The 23,309-nt window shown below is 39.9% G+C and carries 15 protein-coding genes and 1 pseudogene; 10 read left to right on the top strand and 6 right to left on the bottom strand.

The features are described from left to right. Positions 1–392 precede the first annotated feature (392 nt). A pseudogene (locus D0T60_RS13735) lies at positions 393–569 on the bottom strand (transcriptional regulator); the annotation flags it as partial. Positions 570–701: 132 nt separating this feature from the next. Here D0T60_RS13735 and D0T60_RS13730 point away from each other — a divergent pair. Beyond that, the gene (locus tag D0T60_RS13730) at positions 702–2,156 is read left to right on the top strand and encodes a hypothetical protein (protein ID WP_163218677.1); all 1,455 of its coding nucleotides are present in this window, start codon (positions 702–704) and stop codon (positions 2,154–2,156) included. A 604-nt stretch (positions 2,157–2,760) separates the two neighbouring features. On the opposite strand, the gene D0T60_RS13725 is transcribed toward D0T60_RS13730, so the two are convergent. Then, positions 2,761–4,110, bottom strand: a complete 1,350-nt coding sequence (locus D0T60_RS13725) for an ATP-binding protein (RefSeq protein WP_203558345.1) — start codon at positions 4,108–4,110, stop codon at positions 2,761–2,763. Between the two features lie 228 nt (positions 4,111–4,338). Here D0T60_RS13725 and truA point away from each other — a divergent pair, with 228 nt between their 5' ends. From truA to D0T60_RS13710, 3 genes are all read left to right on the top strand, one after another. Beyond that, positions 4,339–5,091 (top strand): tRNA pseudouridine(38-40) synthase TruA, encoded by a 753-nt coding sequence (gene truA, locus D0T60_RS13720; RefSeq protein ID WP_163218676.1) that lies wholly within the window; start codon positions 4,339–4,341, stop codon positions 5,089–5,091. Between the two features lie 65 nt (positions 5,092–5,156). Further along, the gene (locus tag D0T60_RS13715; protein ID WP_163218675.1) at positions 5,157–5,843 is read left to right on the top strand and encodes a DUF2461 domain-containing protein; all 687 of its coding nucleotides are present in this window, start codon (positions 5,157–5,159) and stop codon (positions 5,841–5,843) included. A gap of 203 nt (positions 5,844–6,046) precedes the next feature. Next, the gene (locus D0T60_RS13710) at positions 6,047–6,946 is read left to right on the top strand and encodes a DMT family transporter (RefSeq protein WP_163218674.1); all 900 of its coding nucleotides are present in this window, start codon (positions 6,047–6,049) and stop codon (positions 6,944–6,946) included. Between the two features lie 5 nt (positions 6,947–6,951). On the opposite strand, the gene D0T60_RS13705 is transcribed toward D0T60_RS13710, so the two are convergent. Continuing rightward, positions 6,952–8,325, bottom strand: coding sequence for a VWA domain-containing protein (locus tag D0T60_RS13705; protein ID WP_203558344.1), 1,374 nt, complete (start codon positions 8,323–8,325; stop codon positions 6,952–6,954). Beyond that, entirely contained in the window at positions 8,294–9,871 is a 1,578-nt protein-coding gene (locus D0T60_RS13700; protein WP_163218673.1) for an AAA family ATPase, read from the bottom strand. Before D0T60_RS13700 ends, D0T60_RS13705 begins: the two co-directional genes overlap by 32 nt. 404 nt (positions 9,872–10,275) lie before the next feature. Between D0T60_RS13700 and D0T60_RS13695 the strand changes: the two genes are divergently transcribed. Beyond that, a complete protein-coding gene (locus tag D0T60_RS13695) occupies positions 10,276–10,917 on the top strand; it encodes a DUF3256 family protein (RefSeq protein WP_163218672.1) in 642 nt (213 codons plus the stop codon). Positions 10,918–11,019: 102 nt separating this feature from the next. Here the strand turns inward: D0T60_RS13695 and D0T60_RS13690 are convergent, their stop codons facing one another. Next, positions 11,020–11,694: a helix-turn-helix domain-containing protein gene (locus D0T60_RS13690; protein WP_163218671.1), complete on the bottom strand. Its 675-nt coding sequence runs from the start codon at positions 11,692–11,694 to the stop codon at positions 11,020–11,022. A gap of 613 nt (positions 11,695–12,307) precedes the next feature. Between D0T60_RS13690 and D0T60_RS13685 the strand changes: the two genes are divergently transcribed. The 5 genes from D0T60_RS13685 to D0T60_RS13665 all read left to right on the top strand — a co-directional run bounded on the left by D0T60_RS13685 (position 12,308) and on the right by D0T60_RS13665 (position 21,855). After that, positions 12,308–12,703, top strand: coding sequence for a YbjN domain-containing protein (locus tag D0T60_RS13685; RefSeq protein WP_163218670.1), 396 nt, complete (start codon positions 12,308–12,310; stop codon positions 12,701–12,703). A 124-nt stretch (positions 12,704–12,827) separates the two neighbouring features. Next, on the top strand, positions 12,828–13,529 hold the full coding sequence (locus D0T60_RS13680; RefSeq protein ID WP_163218669.1) for a PspA/IM30 family protein: 702 nt from the start codon (positions 12,828–12,830) through the stop codon (positions 13,527–13,529). 92 nt (positions 13,530–13,621) lie between these two features. Beyond that, a complete protein-coding gene (locus D0T60_RS13675) occupies positions 13,622–14,323 on the top strand; it encodes an OB-fold-containig protein (protein ID WP_163218668.1) in 702 nt (233 codons plus the stop codon). 189 nt (positions 14,324–14,512) lie between these two features. After that, entirely contained in the window at positions 14,513–16,699 is a 2,187-nt protein-coding gene (locus D0T60_RS13670; RefSeq protein ID WP_163218667.1) for a flotillin family protein, read from the top strand. A gap of 266 nt (positions 16,700–16,965) precedes the next feature. Then, positions 16,966–21,855 carry a DNA repair ATPase gene (locus D0T60_RS13665; RefSeq protein ID WP_163218666.1) on the top strand — a complete coding sequence of 1,630 codons (4,890 nt, stop codon included), beginning with the start codon at positions 16,966–16,968 and terminating at the stop codon, positions 21,853–21,855. Between the two features lie 81 nt (positions 21,856–21,936). Here D0T60_RS13665 and D0T60_RS13660 read toward each other — a convergent pair whose 3' ends face one another. Then, positions 21,937–23,277, bottom strand: coding sequence for a hypothetical protein (locus tag D0T60_RS13660; protein WP_163218665.1), 1,341 nt, complete (start codon positions 23,275–23,277; stop codon positions 21,937–21,939). Between the last annotated feature and the right edge of the window lie 32 nt (positions 23,278–23,309).

Genomic DNA, 23,309 nt, shown 5'->3' with positions numbered 1-23,309 from the left:
ACCTACTTATCATGTACTGATATTGGATGTTTATCCTCTGCGAAGTAATCTACAAATCAGGGAGCAGGCAAAAATATCAGATCTTTTGTTGGGAGGTTTTGATAGAAAAAGGAGTAAATAGTATATGGATACTAAATACATGGTGAAAAATGGTTCATTAAAATTCCGGTTAGGGGATTCACATTAAGAATATTAAAGAGGTAGAAGTACTTGATTACTCCCCTTCAATATAGTTTTTTTGTTTTACAAGGAAGATAAATTTAGTTTGGTCGGACCTAACGAGGCAAATGGTCAGACCTAATTACTCAAAAGGTCCGACCTAATGTAGCGTTAGGTCCGACCTTTTGAAAAGCCCCGGAGTGAAGTTGCTTAAAGCCCAAGTATCAGTTCACAATAGTTGGCTTTTCTATTGGATAATGTTCTTTTTCGTATGCAATAACAATGTCGGACATAACAGAAAGTTCTACTGCATATTTGTTGTTGGCAGGAATATTGTCATCAACTAATGGTAGGAGTTCCTCTATTCTTGCTAAAGCAAACTCATATTGTGCTTTTGTTACTTTATTCATAAGATTCACATTATTAAATTACAAAGTAAGTCTATTCAAACCATTTCCTCAAAAATAGATTTCATTATCTTTGTGCTCTACAGCAGAAAATGGAGTAAAACGTACTTTTGTACTAAAATACTAATGCTAAATATGAAAAAAGAATCTTCTAAAACCAATATAGAATTAAGAGAGTTGTTAAATCAGACTGTTAGGCTTCGACTTTTCTGTAATACGAATGATGAGTTGGGGCAATATATTGGATATAATCTCACTTCGAATAATAGTATTAACACTATACAGCCATTTGCTGCACGGTGTATTTTTCGTGAACTTAATCGCGAAACGTACGAACTGCTGGATGAAACCTTAGATTTGGAAGATATCTTAGATTGGTACAAAACAGCTTCGGAGTTCTATTGCAGATATATAAGAGGTAGGGACAAGGTTCTTCAAAAAGAAAATATACACGTTTTGTTGAAATGCGCCTATATAAAAGACTATCAGTTGCCCGATAATAAAAGATTCTTGAGAGATATAGCTAATAGAATGCCCAACAGAGGGGGCGATGTTCCTGTATTGATACTTTTAATGTTGGGCGTTTTGCCTCTGTATACCTCTAAGAGGGGGGATGTTAAGAATATTATGGCCGATTTCAAGGAGATGTATGTCTTTCTGCGCGACTTTATAGAATGCGACGAAGCATTGTATCGTCTGCCGGTACTGGATAGATTCGAGAAAGCCGTCAGAGAACGAATACGTTGCAACCGGGCATACCTGATTTATGTAGCATCTACCGTACTCGAAACCTATCGTAGTTTCTCTAATTCATCAAACCTATACGAACTGAATGCAGAGGTAGCAAAAAGCAAGGTACTTTTTGATTTAGGTGATTGCTTTTGGGTAGAGCCCACGATGCTTTCTGCCCCTACCGTATTTTGGAGATTTGAGCAGGTAGCCACCGATGATTATTTCTTGTATCGCTATGTGGTGAATACAGAAAAAAAGCAAACGCTTTATGTGCGCTACGAGGCTGTGTTTTCGGACGATAATAAACAAGGACTAACGCTGTTTGTGGAACATCCCGATAGCACTACGGCATTTCTCAAAAGGCAGCACCTATTTAAAGACAGCACCTTTCTGTTTGCTTGCGAACTGGACGACTGGGATGCACCCACTGTTATAGAATTGCAGTCTATATTGGATGTCAATAGAACCTTTCCTGCTCAAAAAATTATCAGGTTGCAAGATGAAGACATGGCCGCGCAATTGCAAAAATGCATAGATGGCGAAACATTTAAGTTGATCAACCAATATCCGGAGTCCGAATATGATTTGTGGATTGTTCCGGTTGCTATAACAAGCGAATATATCTACTTTTGTACAGAAACAAACTTCGATCCGGAGGGTCAGAATTCATACTACCGTGTACCCAAGAGCTTAAATGAAGGATTGTTATTTATAACCTCCAACGATAGGGTAGGTATTCTGGAGCATAACGGCCGTAAGTACCTGGGCTTTGTAAACCTGATTCTATATTTCGATGTAACCGATAAAGAAGCTTGCCAAAATTATGGCATAGAGGTGGTACGTAAGATTGTGATTTGAATCATTGAACATATCTACAATTTACGTAAAGAGATAGACGTTTATAAAAAATCAAATGAATTCGATCCACTAAAAGCTATAGCTGAACCTCAAGGTGAACCTCAAGAACCCCAAGGTGAACCTCAAGGGAAAATAATGGAACAAATCATGTCTTAGTAGTCACCCCGAGAGGGGTAAATGCTTGCAGTTTAATTCATAAGTAGGTATTCAAAATTAATTCATAGTATGAGAAAGTCCCCCTCCGCCCTTTGGGCACCTCCCCCTTGCAGGGGAGGGTTGTTAAGTTCTATCAATTGCCGTCTGCTTTAGCTGACGGTTCAGAGCATTTCTTTCTTTTTCTTGGCTTTAGCCAAACAAATCATTTGGCTGAAGCCCTGGTTGTATAAAGATTTCATAGTCCGTCAGCTAAAGCAGACGGCAATTGATAAAGAGAAAATTAGAATTTAACAGGCCTGCCCTTGCAGGAGAGGAGTCGATGCCGCAGGAATTCCTCCCCTGCAAGGGGGAGGTGCCCAAAGGGCGGAGGGGGTAATGATATAACTAATTATGAACACATCTACTTATATGAATTAATTATGAACACCTACTTAAAGAATAATATCATTTACAGAAACATTGTCATATACACAGGTAGATGTAGTACACTCTGTTCTTTTTGCAAGTCTTTGGTATAAATCAGATACTTGTTTTGAATACGGTTGGAATACTTTCTACAAAATTCGTCAAGCGAAGCATGGCTCTTGTATCCTGAAGATTTCACTTCGATTGGGGAAATCTTGAACTGGTCGGCCAATACAAAATCAACTTCATAGAATTTTTTACCTTCTTGATAAGGTATTGTATGATAGTATAGTTCTTTACCGGCTGCTCGCAACATCTGTGCAATCATGTTTTCATAAACGTAGCCGAGGTTTGTACTCAGTTTATCATTCAGTAATTTCGTATAAATCACATTGTCGGTAAAATCCTTGTCCATAAAAGCAAGTGTGATGAACAATCCAGTGTCGCTGGTATACATCTTATAACGCTCGAAATCAGCAGTCAACGCTAATCCCGCATTTGGGTCATTGGAATGATAAGCTACATTGGTAGTCATTGAATCCGCCATTTTTTTTATGATACCGGTCACGCGGTCGGGTTTCTCTCCTTCAATTACTGCTCCAACTTGATAACGAGAGGCATTCTTGCTCAGCTGGGCCGGAATAAACTGATACATTTTTGAAGCACGGCCCGACGGGTCGATTTTTCTTAAATCTTCCATATAGAGCGATATAATATCGCGCTTTATTAAGTCTACTGCTGCCAGGTTATTTGTCTTTATATACTCTGCTACAGCCTGTGGCATTCCGCCAACAAGCATATAAAGACGGAAGTCGCGCATCATTCTGCGATGAATGGCATCGCCAAGCGGAATTTTTTGTTCGAAAGTCTGACGGAGAAGTGGAACTGTGGCAGTGTCGTTCATAGCCCAACGAAACTCTTCATAGTCCATCGGAAACATATCCATTTTTGTTTCTTCGCTTGGGATCAGAATTTTATCACTGGTAGAGTGAACAGAAATCAGCGAGCCTGTTTCAATGTAGTCATAACGATGGTCTTTCACTAACATTTTTATCGCTTGGCGAGCTAATGGCTGCTTCTGAACTTCATCGAAGATGATAACCGACTCTCTGGTATAAAGCTGTACACCATATATTAGTTGGAGTTGGAGAAAAATATAGTTCAGGTTCGAGATGTCCTTGAACAAATCGTGTACTTCTTTCGGAGCAAACGCAAAGTCGATAAGAATATATGATTTATACTCGTTTTGTGCAAACTCCTCAACTAATGTAGACTTGCCTATTCGCCTAGCTCCCTGAATCAACAGAGCAGACTGCCCATTTCGCTGTCGTTTCCATTGTAGCATACGGTCGTACATCTTTCTGCGAAATAATATCTTAGGTTTGTTTTCCATCTCTCTGTTTATTTAATGACGCGAAAATACATAATCCTAACGCTATCACCAAATATTTTTTGATGTATTGCCGTTATCCACCGAATATTTTTGTTTGAATCCGCCGTTACCCACCAGATGATTGTGTAATTCGGTCAAATATAGTCTGACAATGTTTTCGTTAACATTTAATGTTGTCATTTAGAAAATCACTACCTTTGCTGCCCAATAACTCAAAACCACCGAAACGTGCAGCGCTATTTTATTTACCTTGCTTACGATGGAACCAATTACCACGGTTGGCAGATACAGCCTAATGGGAAAAGCATTCAGGAGTGTTTAATGAAGGCTTTGTCTACTTTCCTGAGAAAAGACATCGAAGTAATCGGTGCCGGACGAACGGATGCCGGTGTGCACGCATCTCTGATGATAGCCCACTTCGATTATGAAAACGAACTGGACGTAGTGCAAGTGGCTGATAAGCTAAACCGCATTCTTCCTCAAGATATATCTATATATAAGGTGCGGAAAGTAAAGCCCGACGCTCATGCCCGTTTTGATGCGACCGCTCGTACCTATAAATATTATATCACTACACATAAATACCCGTTCGATCGTTTTTATCGGTATCGAATTTCTACCCCTTTGGATTTTGCGAAGATGAATGAAGCCGCCAAACTTCTTTTTGAATATACCGACTTTACCAGTTTCAGTAAATTGCATACCGATGTAAAGACCAACAACTGCAAGGTTACTCACGCCCAATGGGAACAACAGGATGAATATACCTGGGTATTTACGATTCGTGCCGATCGTTTTTTGCGTAATATGGTACGTGCCGTAGTAGGCACCTTACTTGAAGTAGGTAGAGGAAAAATGACACTGCAAGGCTTTCGGAATGTTATAGAGCAAAAAGATCGATGCAAAGCCGGATCATCTGTGCCGGGCAATGCTTTGTTTCTGGTGGATGTAGAATACCCTGAAGAAAACTTTTTAAATTGAGAATTGAAAGGTGAGAATTGAAAATTGATGCTACTTAATCGCTGACTATAAACTGCTAACTGTAAATGGAAAAACAAATATTTAGAGGTTTCACACCGCAAACGTTTCAGTTTCTTAGAGATCTGGAAGAAAACAACAATAAAGAATGGTTTGATGCCAATAAGCATATATACGAATCGGAACTGTTGAATCCGTTGAAAGCTCTTTTCGGAGCATTAACTCCGGTGATGTATGCCATTGATCCGCAATTTGAGATGCGCCCTCACCGTGCCATATCGCGTATATACAGAGATGTTCGTTTCTCGAAAGACAAGAGTCCGTATAAAACATTTATGTGGATGTCTTTTCAGCGTCCTGTTAGTCGCGAGGAGTGGAAAGACTATCCGGGCTTCTTTCTCGATCTGAGAGAAAAAAGTTATACGCTTGGTTTGGGACTCTTTCAACCCAAGAAAAAAGTGATGGATAATTTGCGTGATGCAATTATTTATGAAGCCGGCGAATTTCAGGAAGTAACTCAGAAAACCGTTTTAGATAGAGGGTATACCGTGAATGGAGATCTCTACAAGCGTCCGATAGCAAATGACCTGCCGGAATACTTCCAGCCTTGGATACAACGAAAAGGTATATGGGTGGAAAAAACAGGCCCCATAAGCGAGGAACTGTACTCGGCGAATTTTGCCGATTCAATCATCGAAGACTTCACGGCTTTGGAATGGCTGTATAATTTCATGAAAGAGGCTACTGACTTATAATGATAAGTAAGTATTCATAATTAGTTTATAAAACACCCCCTCCGCCCTTTGGGCACCTCCCCCTTGCAGGGGAGGAGTCGATGCCGCAGGAATTCCTCCCCTGCAAGGGGGAGGTGCCCAAAGGGCGGAGGGGGTATCATACTAATTATGAGTATCTATTTATATTCAATTAAAATACTCAATATATAAAACTTAAAATAAATATGTGGCTACTCCTTGCCTTCCTCTCCGCCGCCTTACTCGGATTTTACGATGTATGTAAAAAACGATCATTAAAAGACAATGCCGTTCTTCCGGTATTGTTTCTGAATACTATTTTCTCAAGCATCATCTTTCTTCCTTTTATCTTCCTTGCCTCCTTTGCGCCGAAGGTACTGGGAAATACCATTTTCGATATGCCTGTAGTAGGGTGGGAGGTTCATAAGTTTATTCTGGTCAAATCATTTATTGTGCTTTCCTCTTGGATATTCGGCTATTTTGGGATGAAACATTTGCCATTAACAATTGTAGGTCCTATTAATGCTACACGTCCTGTTATGGTATTAGTTGGAGCGATGTTAATTTTCGGAGAGCGTTTAAACCTGTATCAATGGATTGGAGTCATGTTGGCTATCATATCTTTCTTTATGTTGAGCCGTTCGGGAAAGAAAGAAGGCATTGACTTTGCCCACAATAAATGGATTGTTTTTATAATTCTGGCTGCCATTACCGGAGCCATTAGCGGTTTGTATGATAAGTACCTGATGAAAGAGCTAAATCCGATGCTGGTGCAATCTTGGTATAATGTGTATCAGGTATTTATTATGTGTCCGATTATCCTATTATTGTGGTGGCCCAAGAGAAAAACCACTACTCCTTTCCGGTGGGATTGGACGATTATCTTAATCTCCATATTTCTTTCCGCAGCCGATTTTGCTTATTTCTATGCCCTAAGCTACGAAGACTCTATGATCTCTATTGTTTCGATGGTAAGGCGAAGCAGCGTAATTGTTTCATTTATCTGTGGAGCTATCTTCTTCCGTGAAAAGAATTTGAAAAGCAAGGCTGTCGATTTGGTGCTGGTGTTAATTGGGATGGTGTTTTTGTATATTGGAACGAGGTGAACCTGCTATTTCACTTTCCAACACCTGTCACAGATTTCAATAAAGCTTTGTTCCGGATCATCTCCCATAGAAAGTCCGTAAATACGTGTTTCGTTTTCTTTGATTAAATGGATTCCTTTCTGTAGCTCTTTATTCATTGGAGGAAATTCAAAGTCCGACACAATCACTACATCAGCTTCCTGATACTCTTCTTTAAGTATTAAGTCGATGGTGTAATTTATGGCAGGAGAAAGGTCTGTTCCTCCATGAAAAGACTGACACAGAAAATCGACCAAGCGATCGAAATTAGTTCCAAAATCTGCAATCTCAATACATTCTATATCATCTGAAAAAATGATAATGAAACATTTCCGGTGTTGTTGCTCTGTAAGCTGTGCGATGGCAAGCAAGGCTGATTTGGCAATTTGCTCCCGTCTTCCTGCCATTGACCCCGAGGTGTCTATACAAACAATAAACGGACCTTCTGTTTCTTCCGAAATATCAAATCCGGGTACTTTCTTCTCATCCAGCCTTCGGTATTCCTGCGATTTATAATCTATCAGTTGTAGTTTTCGCTCAATAAATCGTTCGAAGAACAAGGGCTGTAGACTCTTATCCGAAAGATAGCAATACTCAATAGGCAGCAGGCTGTTGAGGTCATTTCCTACAGTAATCCCACTGATGTCGCTTTTGCTGCCGTGTGTAATTATTTTCTCGCGTCGTATACCGGCAGTCATTCGGAATTTCTTTTGTTTTCCATCGTGTTTTTTACCCAGTACCTCAATCAACTCACGTATGGCAGGGCTCTTTCTAATTAACTCATCATATTCTAATATTTGTTCGGCCAAGTGTTTATGGTTTCTCAGCAACCAGATAAGTCGGGAACCTCCTCTAACCGGAAGATTGTTGCACAATGCTATATGTATTTTGTAAAAGTCGGCACATAGACTGTCAATATGTTCAATCTGATAATGAACCTCATTGTTAGACAGAAGGTTGAACCATTTATCCATAAATAAATCCCTCAACCTTTTCCACTCGTGCGAGCGTGGTTTGAGGGTTTCGAATCTGTCTATATAATATTTCACATTCAGATCTACCAGGTTGTAGCGCATAGCAAGTGGATAAGCGCTGTTTTTCAGGAAATGGTAGAAAGCTTTATCTGTAGCTTCCTGTATTTCGTGATAGTATTCCCACTGGCTGGCATACTTCGAGTAGAATTCCTGTAGCGAAGGAAGTGTTTTTCGAAAATACAAAAGAATATCCGTATCCAGTTCTTCGGGCTTTACAATCTGGTTGTGCAATTGCTCGTTGTAGATACCATATCCCGTTTTCTGCAATTTATCGTAGTAAATACGATGCAGTTCTTTAAGCCTTATATTCTCTGTTTTCCTGTTCATGAGCGTGGGCAATAATCCGCAATTCATTTTGGTAGCTTTCGATGATATGACCGGCGCCGGTAAGAATCCTTTTCATATCATTTTTGTGTTTTGAATCCAGGAAGATATGTTCTTTCATGTAGTTGGTTTCGCGTTCCTTCAATTTGTTGAACGTATGTTCCATATAGCCAATAATGTCGATAACCTCTTGTAGCCTGAACTCGAATGGGGTGCCGGTATCTTGCTGAGTCAATGGCGCACTGTTGTCATAACAAAGCAATGGATATTCCTGATTGTTAACATACACAGAGCGATTCCCTTTCTTGAGCGAAAATACATTTTTCTGCGGAATATTACGATTCCTGGCGAAATCATAAACCTTCAGTATTTTGTTGACAGGACGAAATTTGTCTTGTTGCAGATAAAACATCCGGTTACTGTCCTTTTTCAAATCCTGATAGTCCGAAGCGAATATCAACAGATTCCCTGCAATGGGATAATTTTCAATGCGATGATAAAATGTATCTACCACCTGAATAGTCGGGTCGCCCGATTCGCGCAAGCTGAATTCGGCTTTCATATCTTCTTTCAGTGCATCCAGCTTTTCTTCCAACTGTTTCTCTCCCAATAAATAAGACTTAATACATATTGAAATGGCCTGACGCACAATCTCCTCAATAATAGGTGTCTGACTAACTTCGTCCCACAAGCAATAATACATCAATAAACAATCGGAGAAGTTTACGGAACCCGATTCATTCAGATAAGCCGATGTGCGAAGCAGTGATACAATCTTTTTCCAACGACGGTCGGATATATAAATGGGTGGAGTATCTTCTGCGCGCTGTTTATTATACTGTTCTATTTCCCGTTTAATGCTGTGAACGAGCTCGAAGAAAGTATAATGCAGTTCTACTTTATTTGCTTCTTTACGGATTTGGGTATATAGTTCATTGCTGATAAGCAGCTTTTCGGGGATAGTCGGCTCAACATCTCCTGTCGATGCTATCATTCTGTCGAAAGCAAATTCCTGTTCAATGCATCCTACAAACAAGCGGATAAGGAAACGGTCGTATAAGGCTTCCAACCCTTCACCTTTGGCAGGTAGCTCATTAGAAGCGGCAATCAAGGCTTTCAGCGGCACCCGAATGGTAAATTGTCCGTTACGGTACACCTTTTCGTTCAGAACCGTAAGTAGTGAATTTTGTATAGCCGGTCCTGCTTTCCATATCTCATCCAGGAAAACAACTGTGGCAGAAGGTAGATAACCATGAACAATACGCTCATATTTATCCTCATCTTTAAGTTTTGATATAGATACCGGACCGAATATCTCATCGGGCGTACTGAATCTGGACATCAAATATTCAAAAGCATTGGCATCTTTAAATGCCAGTTTTAGTCTACGAGCAACTAAACTCTTGGCAACTCCCGGAGGCCCTAACAAGAAAATACTTTCACCGGCAAGACTCGACAAAAGCGACAAAGCAATGACGTGCTCTTTTTCGTAAACTTCTTCATTGAGAATAGTAAGGAGAGATATGAGGTGCTTTTTTATTGTTGGCATATCCTTAGCATATAAATGATTTTCGATGCAAATCTACAAAAAGCAAAGGACTTTTATTGAACTCATCAGGGCTTTCTGTATATCTATTTTGATTAACTTTGAAATTGTGCCCCTTTCTATATAGGTTAGAGTTAAGTGGTGATGGGTACGCGGAAAAAACGGAATGAGCGGATGAACGCGGAATTCTTTTTTACCCTACGGTATGAGGACGAAAATATATTTTCAGCGTTCATCCGCTCATTCCGTTTTTTCCGCGTATCTATCCTCATTTACTTTGATTTAACTCATTTTTATCTAATTCTCCTTAATCTGCAGCAGAAAAACGGTTTCTTTATGTTAAAACCTATTTTCTCTCTCTTCACTCTCTTCTTTTTCTTTATTTTTGAAGGCAAATAGCTATTGGAATGAAAAAAATATTGTTGTTTCTTTTTGCGTTTACCCTTTTTACGAGCGCTTATGCTCAGGAGGCCAAAACCTTATTCCTGAAAAGTCCTGAATCTGTAACCCCCTTACTTACAGAAGTAAATCGTGCCGATTTTATCGACTTTTTGGAAAGCAATATGAAAGCCAAAGTCAAAAACCGATTTGAATCCGAATCTGAAATGACGGATTTAACAGCCGATTATATACGCATTCAAATGACTCCCCAAAGTACTTGGGAGATGAAAGTGCTTCCGGTAGATGATGCACAAAGCATTATTTGCATTATCTCCACCGCTTGTGCGCCTATATGCGATAGCCGGATACAGCTTTATACTGCCGACTGGAAACCTCTTAATTACAATTTGTATATAACCCTCCCTAAAAAAGAAGACTTCTTTCTGGCACAACCGGATGATACTTCAACAGAAGACTTCCGGATTTTATATAAGAAAGCAGATTTATTCTTAGTAAAAGCATCTCTCTCGAAAGAAAGTAAGGTATTGACTTTCAGCTACACCACCCCCGAGTATATGGTGAAAGAAGATGCCGAAAAACTATCCGAATATCTTCGCGAGCCTTTAATGTATACTTGGAATCAGGGAAAGTTTCAAAAAATGCATTAATCTTTTATCGGCATTGCTCGTGAGATTTATTATAAATGCTATCGGCATTTGCTTTAATTGCCGGTAGCATTTCGTTCAATTGCCGGTAGCATTTTATCGAATCTACGATTGACTATAACAAGCTTTCAGTACCCAATACTGATTCTCTTGCGATTCTATTTCAAAAGGATATTCAATCCAGTTATTTAGTGCCAGTGTTATATGGTTCTCTTTTTCTTTGTAGATTCCCATTTTTATACCTTCATTATTTACCAAAATACCCAGTTTGTGGGTGATTCGATGAATGTTTTCTTTTATAACCTGCTCGTAGATAAGAATATCCCCATTTTGATAGTTGAACTCGGCAGGTAGGTTTTCTCTATTGTCAACTTCAATGGCAATCAATCTGAATTTGGAATTGCTGGGCACTATTAAATGTGGAAGCTTATGGAAGAACTCCTCATTTTTATATTGGCAAATATAATCGTTGATATAAAGAGCCGGTATATAAGGAACCTTCACCAATTGCTGAGTAATCTTTAACTTTTCGGTTTCAACCACCAACTGCGTATTGTAATGCAGAAGCTCATTCACCGAAAGATCTTTTTCTATAAGATCGGCAACCGGTATGCCAAAATAATTAGCAATTTTCAATAAGACTTCTATTTTAGGTTCTGCACGTAACTCTTCATACGAGGAAATATTCCCTCTGGAAAGCTGAAACAGGTCTGCAAAGGCTTGTTGGCTCAATCCCTTTACATTCCTTATCTTCTTTATGTTTTTACCCGTTTTATTCATAAATTGCTAAAACTATTTGCAAATTAAAATTCTTTCTGTATATTTGCTAAAACTATTTGCAAATCTAAGCTTTTATTTGCTCAAAAACAAATTTAGGTTTTTAAGTTCTTAAGTTTATAGGTTTTTAAGTTTGTGAGTTTGTAGGTTATATTAAACTTGAAATAAAATGCTATTAAGTGTTCAGAAATTGAAGGGGTTGAACCCACTTCGGGGCTCAGAGAAGAGAGAGTGCTATCATCCCCGGGTTACGCTTCGCTCACCCGAGGTTATGCATATATTACCCCTATCGGGGTAAATGCTTGTAGTTTAATTAATAACTAGATGCTCATAATTAGTTTATATCATTGCCCCCTCCGCCCTTTGGGCACCTCCCCCTTGCAGGGGAGGAATTCCTGCGGCATCGACTCCTCCCCTGCAAGGGGGAGGTGCCCAAAGGGCGGAGGGGGTATCATACAACTAATTATGAATAGTTACTTAATATTGAATACTTAAGTACTATTTCCCCCAACCCCTAAAAACTTAAGAACCTAAACCCCTAAAAACCTAAAAACTTAAGAACCTAACCCCCTAAAAACTAAAAACTAAAAACTCAAAAACTCAAAACTTAAATAACATGTACTTTAAAAAGGTTGAAACATTTATAACTAAGTTGGGATACTCCATCTCATACCGGGATGAAAAAGAAGGTATCTTTTGTATTGAAAGTGAATCGGATGGAGTTAAGAACCTGATTATAGGTGTAGCTCCTCCTATCTTGATACTTGAGCAATATCTCTTTACCCTTAAGAGCGATGATAAAGAAATACTAAAATCATTGCTGATAAAGAACAGAGATATCATTCATGGAGCCTTTGTGCTCGATGAAGAAGGAAAAAAGGTGATCTTCCGCTATACCATGCAGATCGAAAATCTGGATTTGAATGAGTTGGCAGGTGCACTAAACTCTTTAGGCCTATTACTGGGCGAATATTATGAAGAAATTATTGAATTTTCGAGGATAGGTTTATAGGCTTTTGGGTTTTTAAGTTTTTGGGTTTTTAGGTTGTTTAAACTCAACCCTTCCCCAAGAACCCACAAACCCAAGAACCTATAAACTACAAACTCAAAACTATAAACTTAAAACCCCAAACCCCATGAATATTTTTAAAAGACTATTTAGAATCGGACAAGCAGAGATAAACTCTGTAATTGAGAAAATGGAAGACCCCATCCGTATGACGGAACAGGGAATCAGAGAGATGAGAGATGATTTGGATAAATCCATTGAATCGTTGGCACAAATCAAAGCTATGGCTATACGCACCGGCAATGATAAGAATAAGAAACAGGCAGAAGCCAAAGAGTATGAAAACAAAGCAATCTTATTGCTGACTAAAGCTCAAAAAGGAGAGCTCGATATGGCACAAGCCGAGCATTTGGCTACCGAAGCCCTTACCCTGAAAGAACGTTTGTTGGCAGATGCCGCTACGCTTGAAACACAACAAGAAGAGCATGAAAAGGCTGCAGCAAGCATCCAAAGCAATATTGAGGTCTTGAAATTTAACATCACCAAATGGGAGAACGAGCTGAAAACACTCAAATCGCGTATTCGGGTGAGCAAAGCCACCAAAGAGGTGAATAAGCAGATGGCCAAGATAGACAGCAACAGCACAATCAGTATGCTGGAACGCATGAAAGAAAAGGTAGAAGAGGAAGAAGCACTGGCACAAGCCTATGGCGACTTGGCAAATAAGAAAAGCAACTTAGATGATGAAATTAATGCAGCCATCGGGAGTCAGTCCGGAACAGTAAATCAGCATTTAGATGAGATAAAGCGCAAACTTGGAATAGAATAACCAAGTAATATGGACTTTAAATTAATAATAGTATCTTTGGCTATTGTAATTATTTGCTTGGTTTTCATCCTATTATCTATATTCTTATTACTATGACCGAATTCTTACACCACTTGATGCACCCCTTGCCCAATGCTGTGATGACAGCCATTATGGGTGTGCTTGTTCTTTATTGGCTCTTCGTATTCCTGTTGGGTGTAGGCATGGACGATCTGGATCTGGGGTTCGACTTCGATGTAGATGTTCCCGAGCCGGAAGCCTCCGACGTGGAAGTAGAAGGAGCCGGCGATGACGACGTGGAAGTGCCACAAGAGAAATCACCCGGTTTCTTCATGAAATTCCTGACCTTTATGAACGTAGGGAGAGTGCCTTTCATGCTGATTCTTTCTTTCTGGAAGTTTTTCGCATGGGTAGGTTCGCTCATCACCACTCAATTTGTGGACGTAAGCGGATGGGGCGTTTGGTCATTATTGCTTCTGTTACCTTTGTTGGTTATAGCGTTACTATTCACTAAATTTTCAACCACTCCTTTAGCTAAGTTTTTTAAAGCAATAGGATATAAAGGAGAAGAAGAAATCGACTTTCTGGGCCGATCGGGTAAAATGCTTTCCAATATTAAGGATGACAAGATAGGCTGTGCGGAGCTTCTGATAGATAAGAACCCAATTAAACTAAATGTGAGAAGTATGGACGGTGAAGAACTGAAATACGGAGATTATATAATTGTATCCGATGAATCGGACGATAAAAAAATATATCTGGTGACTAAAGAAATCAGTATCCGCAATTTTTAATTCTTTTATATACCGCAGATTATTAGTAGAAATAATATGGAAAAGAGGATTTTTCACCACAGAGTACGCAGAGTACACAGAGTATTAAGTTGCGATGCCGCAGGGAAATTAAAAACTCTGTGTCCTCTGCGTACTCTGTGGTGAACCTCCTCAAAACAAGATAAAAATAACTCAAAAATCAATTAACTTATGACAGAATTTGTTTTTATAATAGCCGGTGCTGCTATTTTCGTTTTGCTGGTTTTAATGGGAATGCTGGCAACCTTTTACAAGAAAATACCTCAAGGAAAAGCCATTGTACGTACAGGCGTAGGAGGCACTAAAGTTGCTTTCAACAAGGGTATGTATGTAATTCCTATATTCCATAAGATGGAGATTATGGACATTGCTTTGAAGAAAGTGCAGATAGAAAGAATGCAACACGACGGATTGATTTGTAAAGACAACATTCGTGCCGATATAAAAGTAGCCTTCTTTGTGCGTGTAAATAAGTCGATCAATGACGTAATCAATGTGGCACAAACCATCGGATGCGAAAGAGCCAGTGATATATCTACATTAAAGGATGTTTTTGAAGCTAAATTCTCCGAAGCATTGAAAACAGTAGGTAAGAAGTTTGATTTCATCGAATTATATGAAGCTCGTCGTGAGTTCCGTGATGAGATTTTAAATATTATAGGAACCGACCTGAACGGATATGTACTGGACGACTGTGCCATCGACTATTTGGAGCAAACAGAACTCCAATTCCTTAGCCCCGAAAACATTCTCGATTCCGAAGGTATCCGTAAAATCACAGACCTGACAGCTGCTCAGAATATTAAAGCCAATTTAATTCGTCGGGAAGAAGAGAAAGTGATTAAGAAACAAAACGTGGAAGCTCGCGAAGCCATTCTCGAACTCGAAAGACAATTGGCAGAGAAAGAAGAAAAGCAAAAACGCGAAATTGATAATGTAAGAGCTCGCGAAGAAGCCGAAATTCAAAAGGTAAGAGAAGAAGAAAGGCTGAAATCCGAAACCGTAAGAATATCTACAGAAGAATCGCTTGCCATTCAGGAAGAAAACAAACTCCGTCAGATCATTATTGCTGAAAAAAACAAGCAAAGAACCGAAGCTGTAGAAAAAGAACGTGTTGAGAAAGATCGTGCTTTGGAACAAACCGAAAGAGAAAGAATAGTAACCCTCTCTCAAATTGATAAAGAGCGTGCCATCGAAATTGAAAAGAAAAACATTCAGGACGTAATACGCGAAAGAGTGCAGCTCGAAAAAGGGGTGGTGGAAGAACAGCAGAACATCAAAGATATAGAAGCTTTCAGAAGCATCGATCGCCAGAAACAAGTAGGTATCACAGAAGCCTCGCAAGAAGCCGAACAAAGATTGATTGAAACCGTTAAATCTGCCGAAGCTGCCAAACTTGCTGCCGAAGAAAAGGCGAAAGAATTACTGATCGACGCAGAGGCGCAGAAAGAAGCATCGGCTAAGCAAGCAGAAGCAAGAAAGATTCTGGCAGATGCCAAAGCGCGCGAAGATGCTACTTACGGACTGGCCGAAGCCGAAGTAATTAAAGCCAAAGCCGAAGCTCTTGAACAACAAGGTATGGCCGAAGCGGTAGTTATTGAGAAAAAAGCCAAAGCCGAAGCCTTTAGTATCGAAGCCAAAGCCGAAGCCAAGAAAAAAGAAGGATTGGTAGAAGCCGAAGTAACCAAAGAAAAAGCCTTGGCATCTGCTACCGGCGAAGCAAGCATCATCGAGAAAACATCTCTGGCCGAAGCCACAGGCATTGAAGCCAAAGCCGAAGCGAAACGTAAGGAAGGTTTGATGGAAGCCGAAGTATTGAAAGAGAAAGCACTGGCCGAAGCCACCGGAATTGAAGAGAAAGCTGCCGCCATGAAGAAACTGGATGGTGTGGGCAAAGAACACGAAGAGTTCAAATTGGCGCTCCAAAAGGAGAAAGATGTGGAACTGGCTCAGATCAGCATTCAGAAAGACATTGCCGACGCTCAGGCACACGTATTGTCCGAAGCTTTGAAGAATGCCGATATCGACATTGTAGGAGGAGAAACCATGTTCTTCGAAAACATCGTGAAACAAATATCCAATGCGAAAGGATTTGACCGTCTGGTTAATGAAAGCGAGAACGCTACTCAACTTAAAAAAGCGTTGTTGGGCGATGGCAATTCGGAAGGCGATTTATTGGAACGTATCCGTTATTATGCCAACCGAACAGGTATTTCTACCGAAGATATAAAGAACTTGACCATTGCTTCTCTTATCTTGAAAATGCAAAGCAAGAGTGAAGACGAAAGCGATAAAGGGTTCTTGGGTAATTTGCTGAATATGGCGAAGACTTTAGGTATCTCTAATAAGAAATTATAGCCTCTCCCCAACCCTCTCCAAAGGAGAGGGAGGAAGACTATGCAGGTTAATAATATTTCTTAAGTAGGTATTCATAATTAATTTATAAAATACCCCCTCCGCCCTTTGGGCACCTCCCCCTTGCAGGGGAGGAGTCGATGCCGCAGGAATTCCTCCCCTGCAAGGGGGAGGTGCCCAAAGGGCGGAGGGGGGGGATCATACAACTAACTATGAACATCTACTTATATAAATTAATTTTGAATACCTACTTACTATATTAAAAAACAATGGAATCTAAAGATAAAGCATTCCCATCTCCCTCTCCTTTGGAGAGGGCAGGGGAGAGGCTGGCAGGGGAGAGGCTTGAAGCCGGAACTTACGAAATCATAAGAAAACGTCTGCAAACGCAAAAAGACGTATTACTCAACAAACTTGGTTCGCTGAATCAGGCCAGGAAGGAAGTATTTACCTCGGCCGAATTTTCGCTTTTAGCCAATCAGCGTATTAATACGGAAAATAATTGCGAGTCGAGAGGAATCACTGCTTTGGGCAACCTTTGCATATTTGGCTACAATGTTCATTTTGGGTTACGGTCGGATATTCAGTTGAGCGATGTTTTCAGTATTTACTCGTTTCAGGATAACCAGTTTGTGCCTCAACCATTAACTCTTATCGAGGACGAAAGTTTCATTACCGACTTTAAAAACCTCTATAAATACTATAGAGATTCTATCTTCTCAAGGTTCAGGAGAACGGAGAACTACTTCTATATGGTTTTCCAAACCAGTAAGAATCCGGGAGATGAAAAAGCCTTTAAGTGGCTCATTAAAGGCGGTAAACTGATTTATCAGGATGACAGAAGTATTCATGAGGTAGTAAAAGCACCCCAACACGAGTTCAAGTGGATTAAAACCACACTGGAAGACAGGCGCTTGGGCACACATCCGCACGTGTCTATTTTAGATAAGGTATTTATAGAAGCTGTGGGTGGCGATATCACCTTTAAAATAGAAGATAACACAAAAACCGGGAAAGGAATCTATGCCGAGCCTGTAGAGAATAAAGATCAGCAACTGGATGATGCCGATTACTATTATTCCGATCTGGGAAACTTGATTCTGTTGCGAATCAAACCTTATCAGGAAGACTTCCGGGCGTATGTGTTTAATACACGTACCAAAGAAGTGGTGAACATTAAGATGCTGAATGATGCCGGTATCTTGCTCCCCGACAATCACGGTGTGATTTTCCCGAACGGATACTATCTGCAAAACGGAGAATATAAGATATTCGAGAGCGACCTCAATAAACTTGAGTTCTTTCGTAAGGTAGCTTCTCCCAACGGAGAAGATTTTCTGTATGTATTTTATCAGAACGAGCGGAATATGTATGTATTGATGTCTTACAATATTATCCGGCAGCAGGTGGAAACGCCTATTATCTGCAATGGATTTACGTTGTATAAGGATGGCACTTTAATCTTTTTCCGTTCTGAGCAGGAAGCCACTCGCCACCATCAGGTGCAAATATGGCGAACACCTTATGCCGACCGCTTGCCCGAGAACAATGAGAAGAAAGATCATCTGCTATATAAAATAGGTAATAAATCAATCGTAAAGGCTATGGCAGAGTGTCATGAAGTTATTCACTTAGTGAATAAGGAAGATACTTACGAAGGGCTTTACGAAGACATTGTTAAGAAGTCGAATGATATTATAGATGCTTATTTCTGGATAGCTAATGAAGAGGCTTCTGCCTTGTCCGACCCCTTAACTCAAATAAAAGAGATAGCCAATACGGCCATTGATGAGTTTGAGAAAGTAAAACAGCAGAAAAAACACTCGGCTCAGGTGCTCGAAGAAGCCACGCAGAAAGTAGATAAACTATTGTTTGCCATAAAAAACACCAAGTTCAATGCCTTAGAGCAGTTGGTAAAACTATTGGCAGATACCCGGCGGATGCAGGGAGAAATCATTGAGCTTGTCAACCTGCGCTATATGGATACGGCACGAGTAGATGGGCTGAAGGAAGCATTATCTAAAACCGCTGCCGATCTTTCTGCCAAAACTGTAGAGTTTCTGCTTGGCGACGAGGCTTTATCTCCTTATGAAGAAAAGGTGGTTCTTCAGAAACAGGCAGTTCAGCAGGTAGAAAAAGTGGTAGATGCCCAGCTTATAGAAACCGGCTGCAAAGAAATCTCTTCCGAATTGGAATTGCTGATTGATATTCTCAACAGCCTGAAAATAGAAGATACCACCCAAACCACTCGTATCATAGAAAAAATATCGTTGATATTCTCTTCGCTGAACGAGGTTAGGGCGCAACTTAAAAAGAAGGTAGATTCTTTGAAAAGCAAAGAGTCTATGGCCGAATTTCGTGCTCAGCTAACGTTGCTTGAACATAGCATCGTTAATTTTCTGGAGTTATCTTCCACACCGGATAAATGCGACGAGTATTTCACGAAGGTAAGTGTTCAGATCGAAGAACTCGAAAGTAAATTTGCCGACTTTGAAGAGTTTATTCTGGTCATTGCCGATAAACGTTCCGAAGTAGTGAAGGCTTTTGACGGACGCAAGGCGCAACTGGTAGAACAAATCAATCGTCGCACCTCTTCGTTGGAGCAGATAGGGATCCGTGTATTGAAGAATGTAGAAAACAAAGCACAATCTTTTAAAACCAAAGAAGAAATACAGTCTTTCTATTCATCGGATTTGATGGTGGATAAAGTCCGCAAATTAATTGGCGATTTGAAAGAACTGGGCGATATATCCAAAGCTGAGAATTTAGAGAATAGCCTGAAAACGTCTTTGGAAGATGCATTGAGAATCCTAAAAGACAAAACAGAACTCTTTGCTGATGGCGAAAACATTATTTCGTTGGGCAACTATAAATTTGCAGTTAATAAGCAGTTGCTCGATATGACTGTGGTCAGACGCGAAGACAAACTATTCTACCATCTTACAGGTACCAACTTCTATCACGAACTAAAGAATGAGGAAATTAATTCCTATCAGGATATTTGGGAACAAGATGTGGTGTCTGAAAACAAACTGGTTTACCGGGCAGAATACCTGGCCTATTTAGCCTGGTTGGAAAGCCGGAAGAATAATTCATTTGATGTACAAGCCTTTATCTCTAAAAAGATAGAAAGCAGCTATGCCGAATCTTACCTGAAAGGCGTGCACGATTATGATGCAGTAGCTATTTTCAATGAACTGACCCGAATTACCAACCAGTTGGGCGTATTATCTTTCAAACCTCAGGCAAGGGTAGCTGCTCAACTGTTCTGGTACAGTATAGATGCTGCGGAAAAGGAATTGCTGAAAGGCTTGATAGTATCTGCCAATAATGTACTGAAAGCATTCCCTACTTCTCGTAATTATCAGTATGTGATTAACACCATTCAGGATGCATATAATAACTGGAATACCTATTTCAATTCTGCTAAAATATTGCCGGAGAGGGTGGCTAATTACCTGTTTTGCGAGTTCAGCAATAATCATTCTTTCACAGTAACCCAGCAATCTAAGGAGTTTAAAGAAGAGTTTCTGGCTTACTTGAAAGAACAAAAACTATCGGAAAGCTTTAATGCGGATTTGGAAAATAAGTCTTTCGGAACGGTAGAGCGCTTTTTGTTGGTTCGCAACTGGCTTACCTCTTTTATCGATTTGGCCGATGAGCATAAGAAATATAAGAAGTATAGAGGAGAAACCGCTTGCTTATTATTGCTGAAAGAATATCAGTTTGAATTAAGGAAAAGTTCTGATGTACTCGAAATTCACGACTTGCGCGGAACTCACCCCGTTATTATAAATAATGAGTATAAGGCAGACTATCATAGGCTGATGCAGAAGTTAACGCGCTTCACCGACCAGAGTGTGCCTCGCTTCACCGCCTTCACCGAATTGAAGGAGAAAACTGTTGGAGGATATCGGAAAACACTCAGAATCAATGAACTGAAGCCTCGGGTGCTGACCTCATTTGTTCGCAACAAACTGATTAACCAGGTATATCTGCCATTAATCGGAGCCAATTTGGCTAAGCAACTTGGGGTGGCAGGCGAAACTAAACGTACGGCTCGTATGGGGATGCTGTTATTGCTTTCTCCTCCCGGATATGGTAAAACTACATTGATGGAGTATCTGGCCAGCGTTATGGGGCTTAACTTTGTGAAGATCAACGGACCTACCATCGGACATTCCATAACCTCCATCGATCCCGATGAGGCTAAAACGTCGGGTGCTCGGGAAGAACTGAAAAAGATTAATCTATCTTTCGAGATGGCAGATAATGTGATGCTTTACTTGGATGATATTCAGCACTGTAGTTCCGAGTTTCTTCAAAAGTTCATTTCCCTGGCCGATGGTCAGCGCAAGATGGACGGTACTTTTGAGGGAGAAAGCAAAACCTACGATTTGCGTGGAAAGCGTTTTTGTGTGATTATGGCTGGTAATCCTTATACGGAAAGTGGAGAGAAATTCCAAATACCCGATATGCTTGCCAACCGTGCCGATGTATATAACCTTGGAGATGTGATTGGTGATTCTGCCCACTTGTTCAATTTAAGCTTACTCGAAAATGCGGTGGTAGAGAATCCGTATATTCAGAAGATAACAGCGAAAAGCTTTACCGATTTCTACAACCTGGTAGAGTACGTTGAAACAAAGGCAGAGTTGATGCCCGACTTGGAATCCAATCATACCCAGCAAGATATTGATGACTTTATAGCGGTTATAAAGAATGCCCTTTTAGTTAGAAATATAGTGCAGAAGGTTAATCAAAACTACATTTCCAGTGCTGCCATGCAGGATGCTTACCGAGTAGAACCTGCTTTTAAGCTGCAAGGTTCTTATCGCGATATGAACAAGATGGTTGGTCAACTGGTGCCTTTGATGAATACGAAGGAGGTAACCTCTCTTGTGCTTACCCATTATGAAAGTGAATCGCAAACATTAACCGCTGACAGTGAAGCCAATTTGTTGAAACTGAAAGAAATTGCAGGTTTACTATCTGTGGAAGAACAGGAACGATGGGAACAGATTAAGAGCATATTCCGCAAGAATAATAAGTTTGCCGGTATGAATCAAGGCAATCAAACCAATCAGGTGATCACTCAGCTAACTGAGTTTAATGAAAATCTGGAGGGGATTAAGGAGGCGCTTGTGGGGAGGAAGTAATGTACGTTTAATTTAGATTAAAATAATAAACCCAACTATCTCATTGCAAGTTAGTTGGGTTTATTCTTATTTATTCAGTTTTTATTTTTCGTCAAGAATAGGAGGAGCAACATATTCTATCTTATAAGTACCGGTTGTGTCAAACCCGCCATTAATAACGAATTCGGTTACATATCCCCATTCATCAAATTTGTAGGAGATATTGTAAGCATTGGAAGGCATAGGATCACTTGATTGATAATATGTTTCCGCAGCTGACGTAAGCAAGTGTTTACTTCTTTTTCCCATTAATCCGGCTAAATTTAAATGAGAAGTATCGGGAGTAGCAATTGTTCTCATATTTAATGTAGCATTAATGGTGGTGGTAGTTAAGATAAACCAGTTTAAATCAATATTGGTTTTGTTAACCAAAGTTTCATCATATTGATAAGCATACGAATAGCGTTGTAGCAATTGACCTTCTTTACTAAATTGGATACAATCTATTCTGGTTAAATCACCAGGTTTGTTCCACTGAAGATCAACAGTGTCATTGGTAAGATATGTTTTATCACTTTGGGTTAATATTCTAACTGGCCATCCATTCATATATTCAATAATTTCGAAATGCCAGTCTCCACTTGTTCCATCCCAATTGTTTTTTATATCTCCAAACCTAGAGGAGTCTACATAATGTCCTCTATTCAGATGGGTAGTTGTTCTACCTGTATGAAATATTCCTCCTGGGCTATCTGCGTCTCTTTCTATGCGGATTCTTCTGTTGTCAAGCCCTTCATAAAAGTCTTGATTATAAATCTTATAATTATAAGCATTGTGGTAGTTTGTCCTTCTCTCAGAGATAGTGAAATTACTCAAATTATCTTTTAATGCTCCTTCTCCTGCATTGAAGTATTCAAAAGTTAGGTCTAATATAGTAGAACTATTGGGATTGTCATTGGTTCCCGAAATACTTTTTACCAAACGTGTATTCAGCAACTTTCTTCCTGTTTTCTTTAAAGTAGCTTCTTGTTTGAGGTCAACAGTCTTCACCTGTCCACCACATGTAATCTTTACTACAGCTGCACGCTCTAAACCAATGTAATTTGGTTCGAGTTTGAATTTTAGTGTAACTGTATCATTGGGGTTTATAACTTCGCCTCCGGCTAAATCAGGATCCGGGTAAAATTGAAGCCAGTTGGGACTTCCCAGTGTATCCGGAACGTTTTTTCCTACATAACACTCAATTTCATAAAGTTCTACTTGCCAGTTAGCTTCCGGTATAAATTTAAATTCGGCTTCTGTAACGTCAGCATAAAGTTTTTGATTGACTTTGGATTCATCAACAACTCTGATAGGATCATAGATTACAACTTTGTCACCAATGCAGGCCATCAAGCCTGTCAGTACTCCAGTAAGGAGTGCTAGTTTAAGTAGCGTTTTCATTACGATGTAAATATAGTAGTTTTGCTCCTCCT

The organism is Bacteroides sp. 224 (assembly GCF_010500995.1).
Classification (GTDB): domain Bacteria; phylum Bacteroidota; class Bacteroidia; order Bacteroidales; family Bacteroidaceae; genus Bacteroides.
The sequence above is the reverse complement of the archived record's forward strand: the minus strand, read 5'-3'. Positions and strand labels throughout refer to the sequence as shown.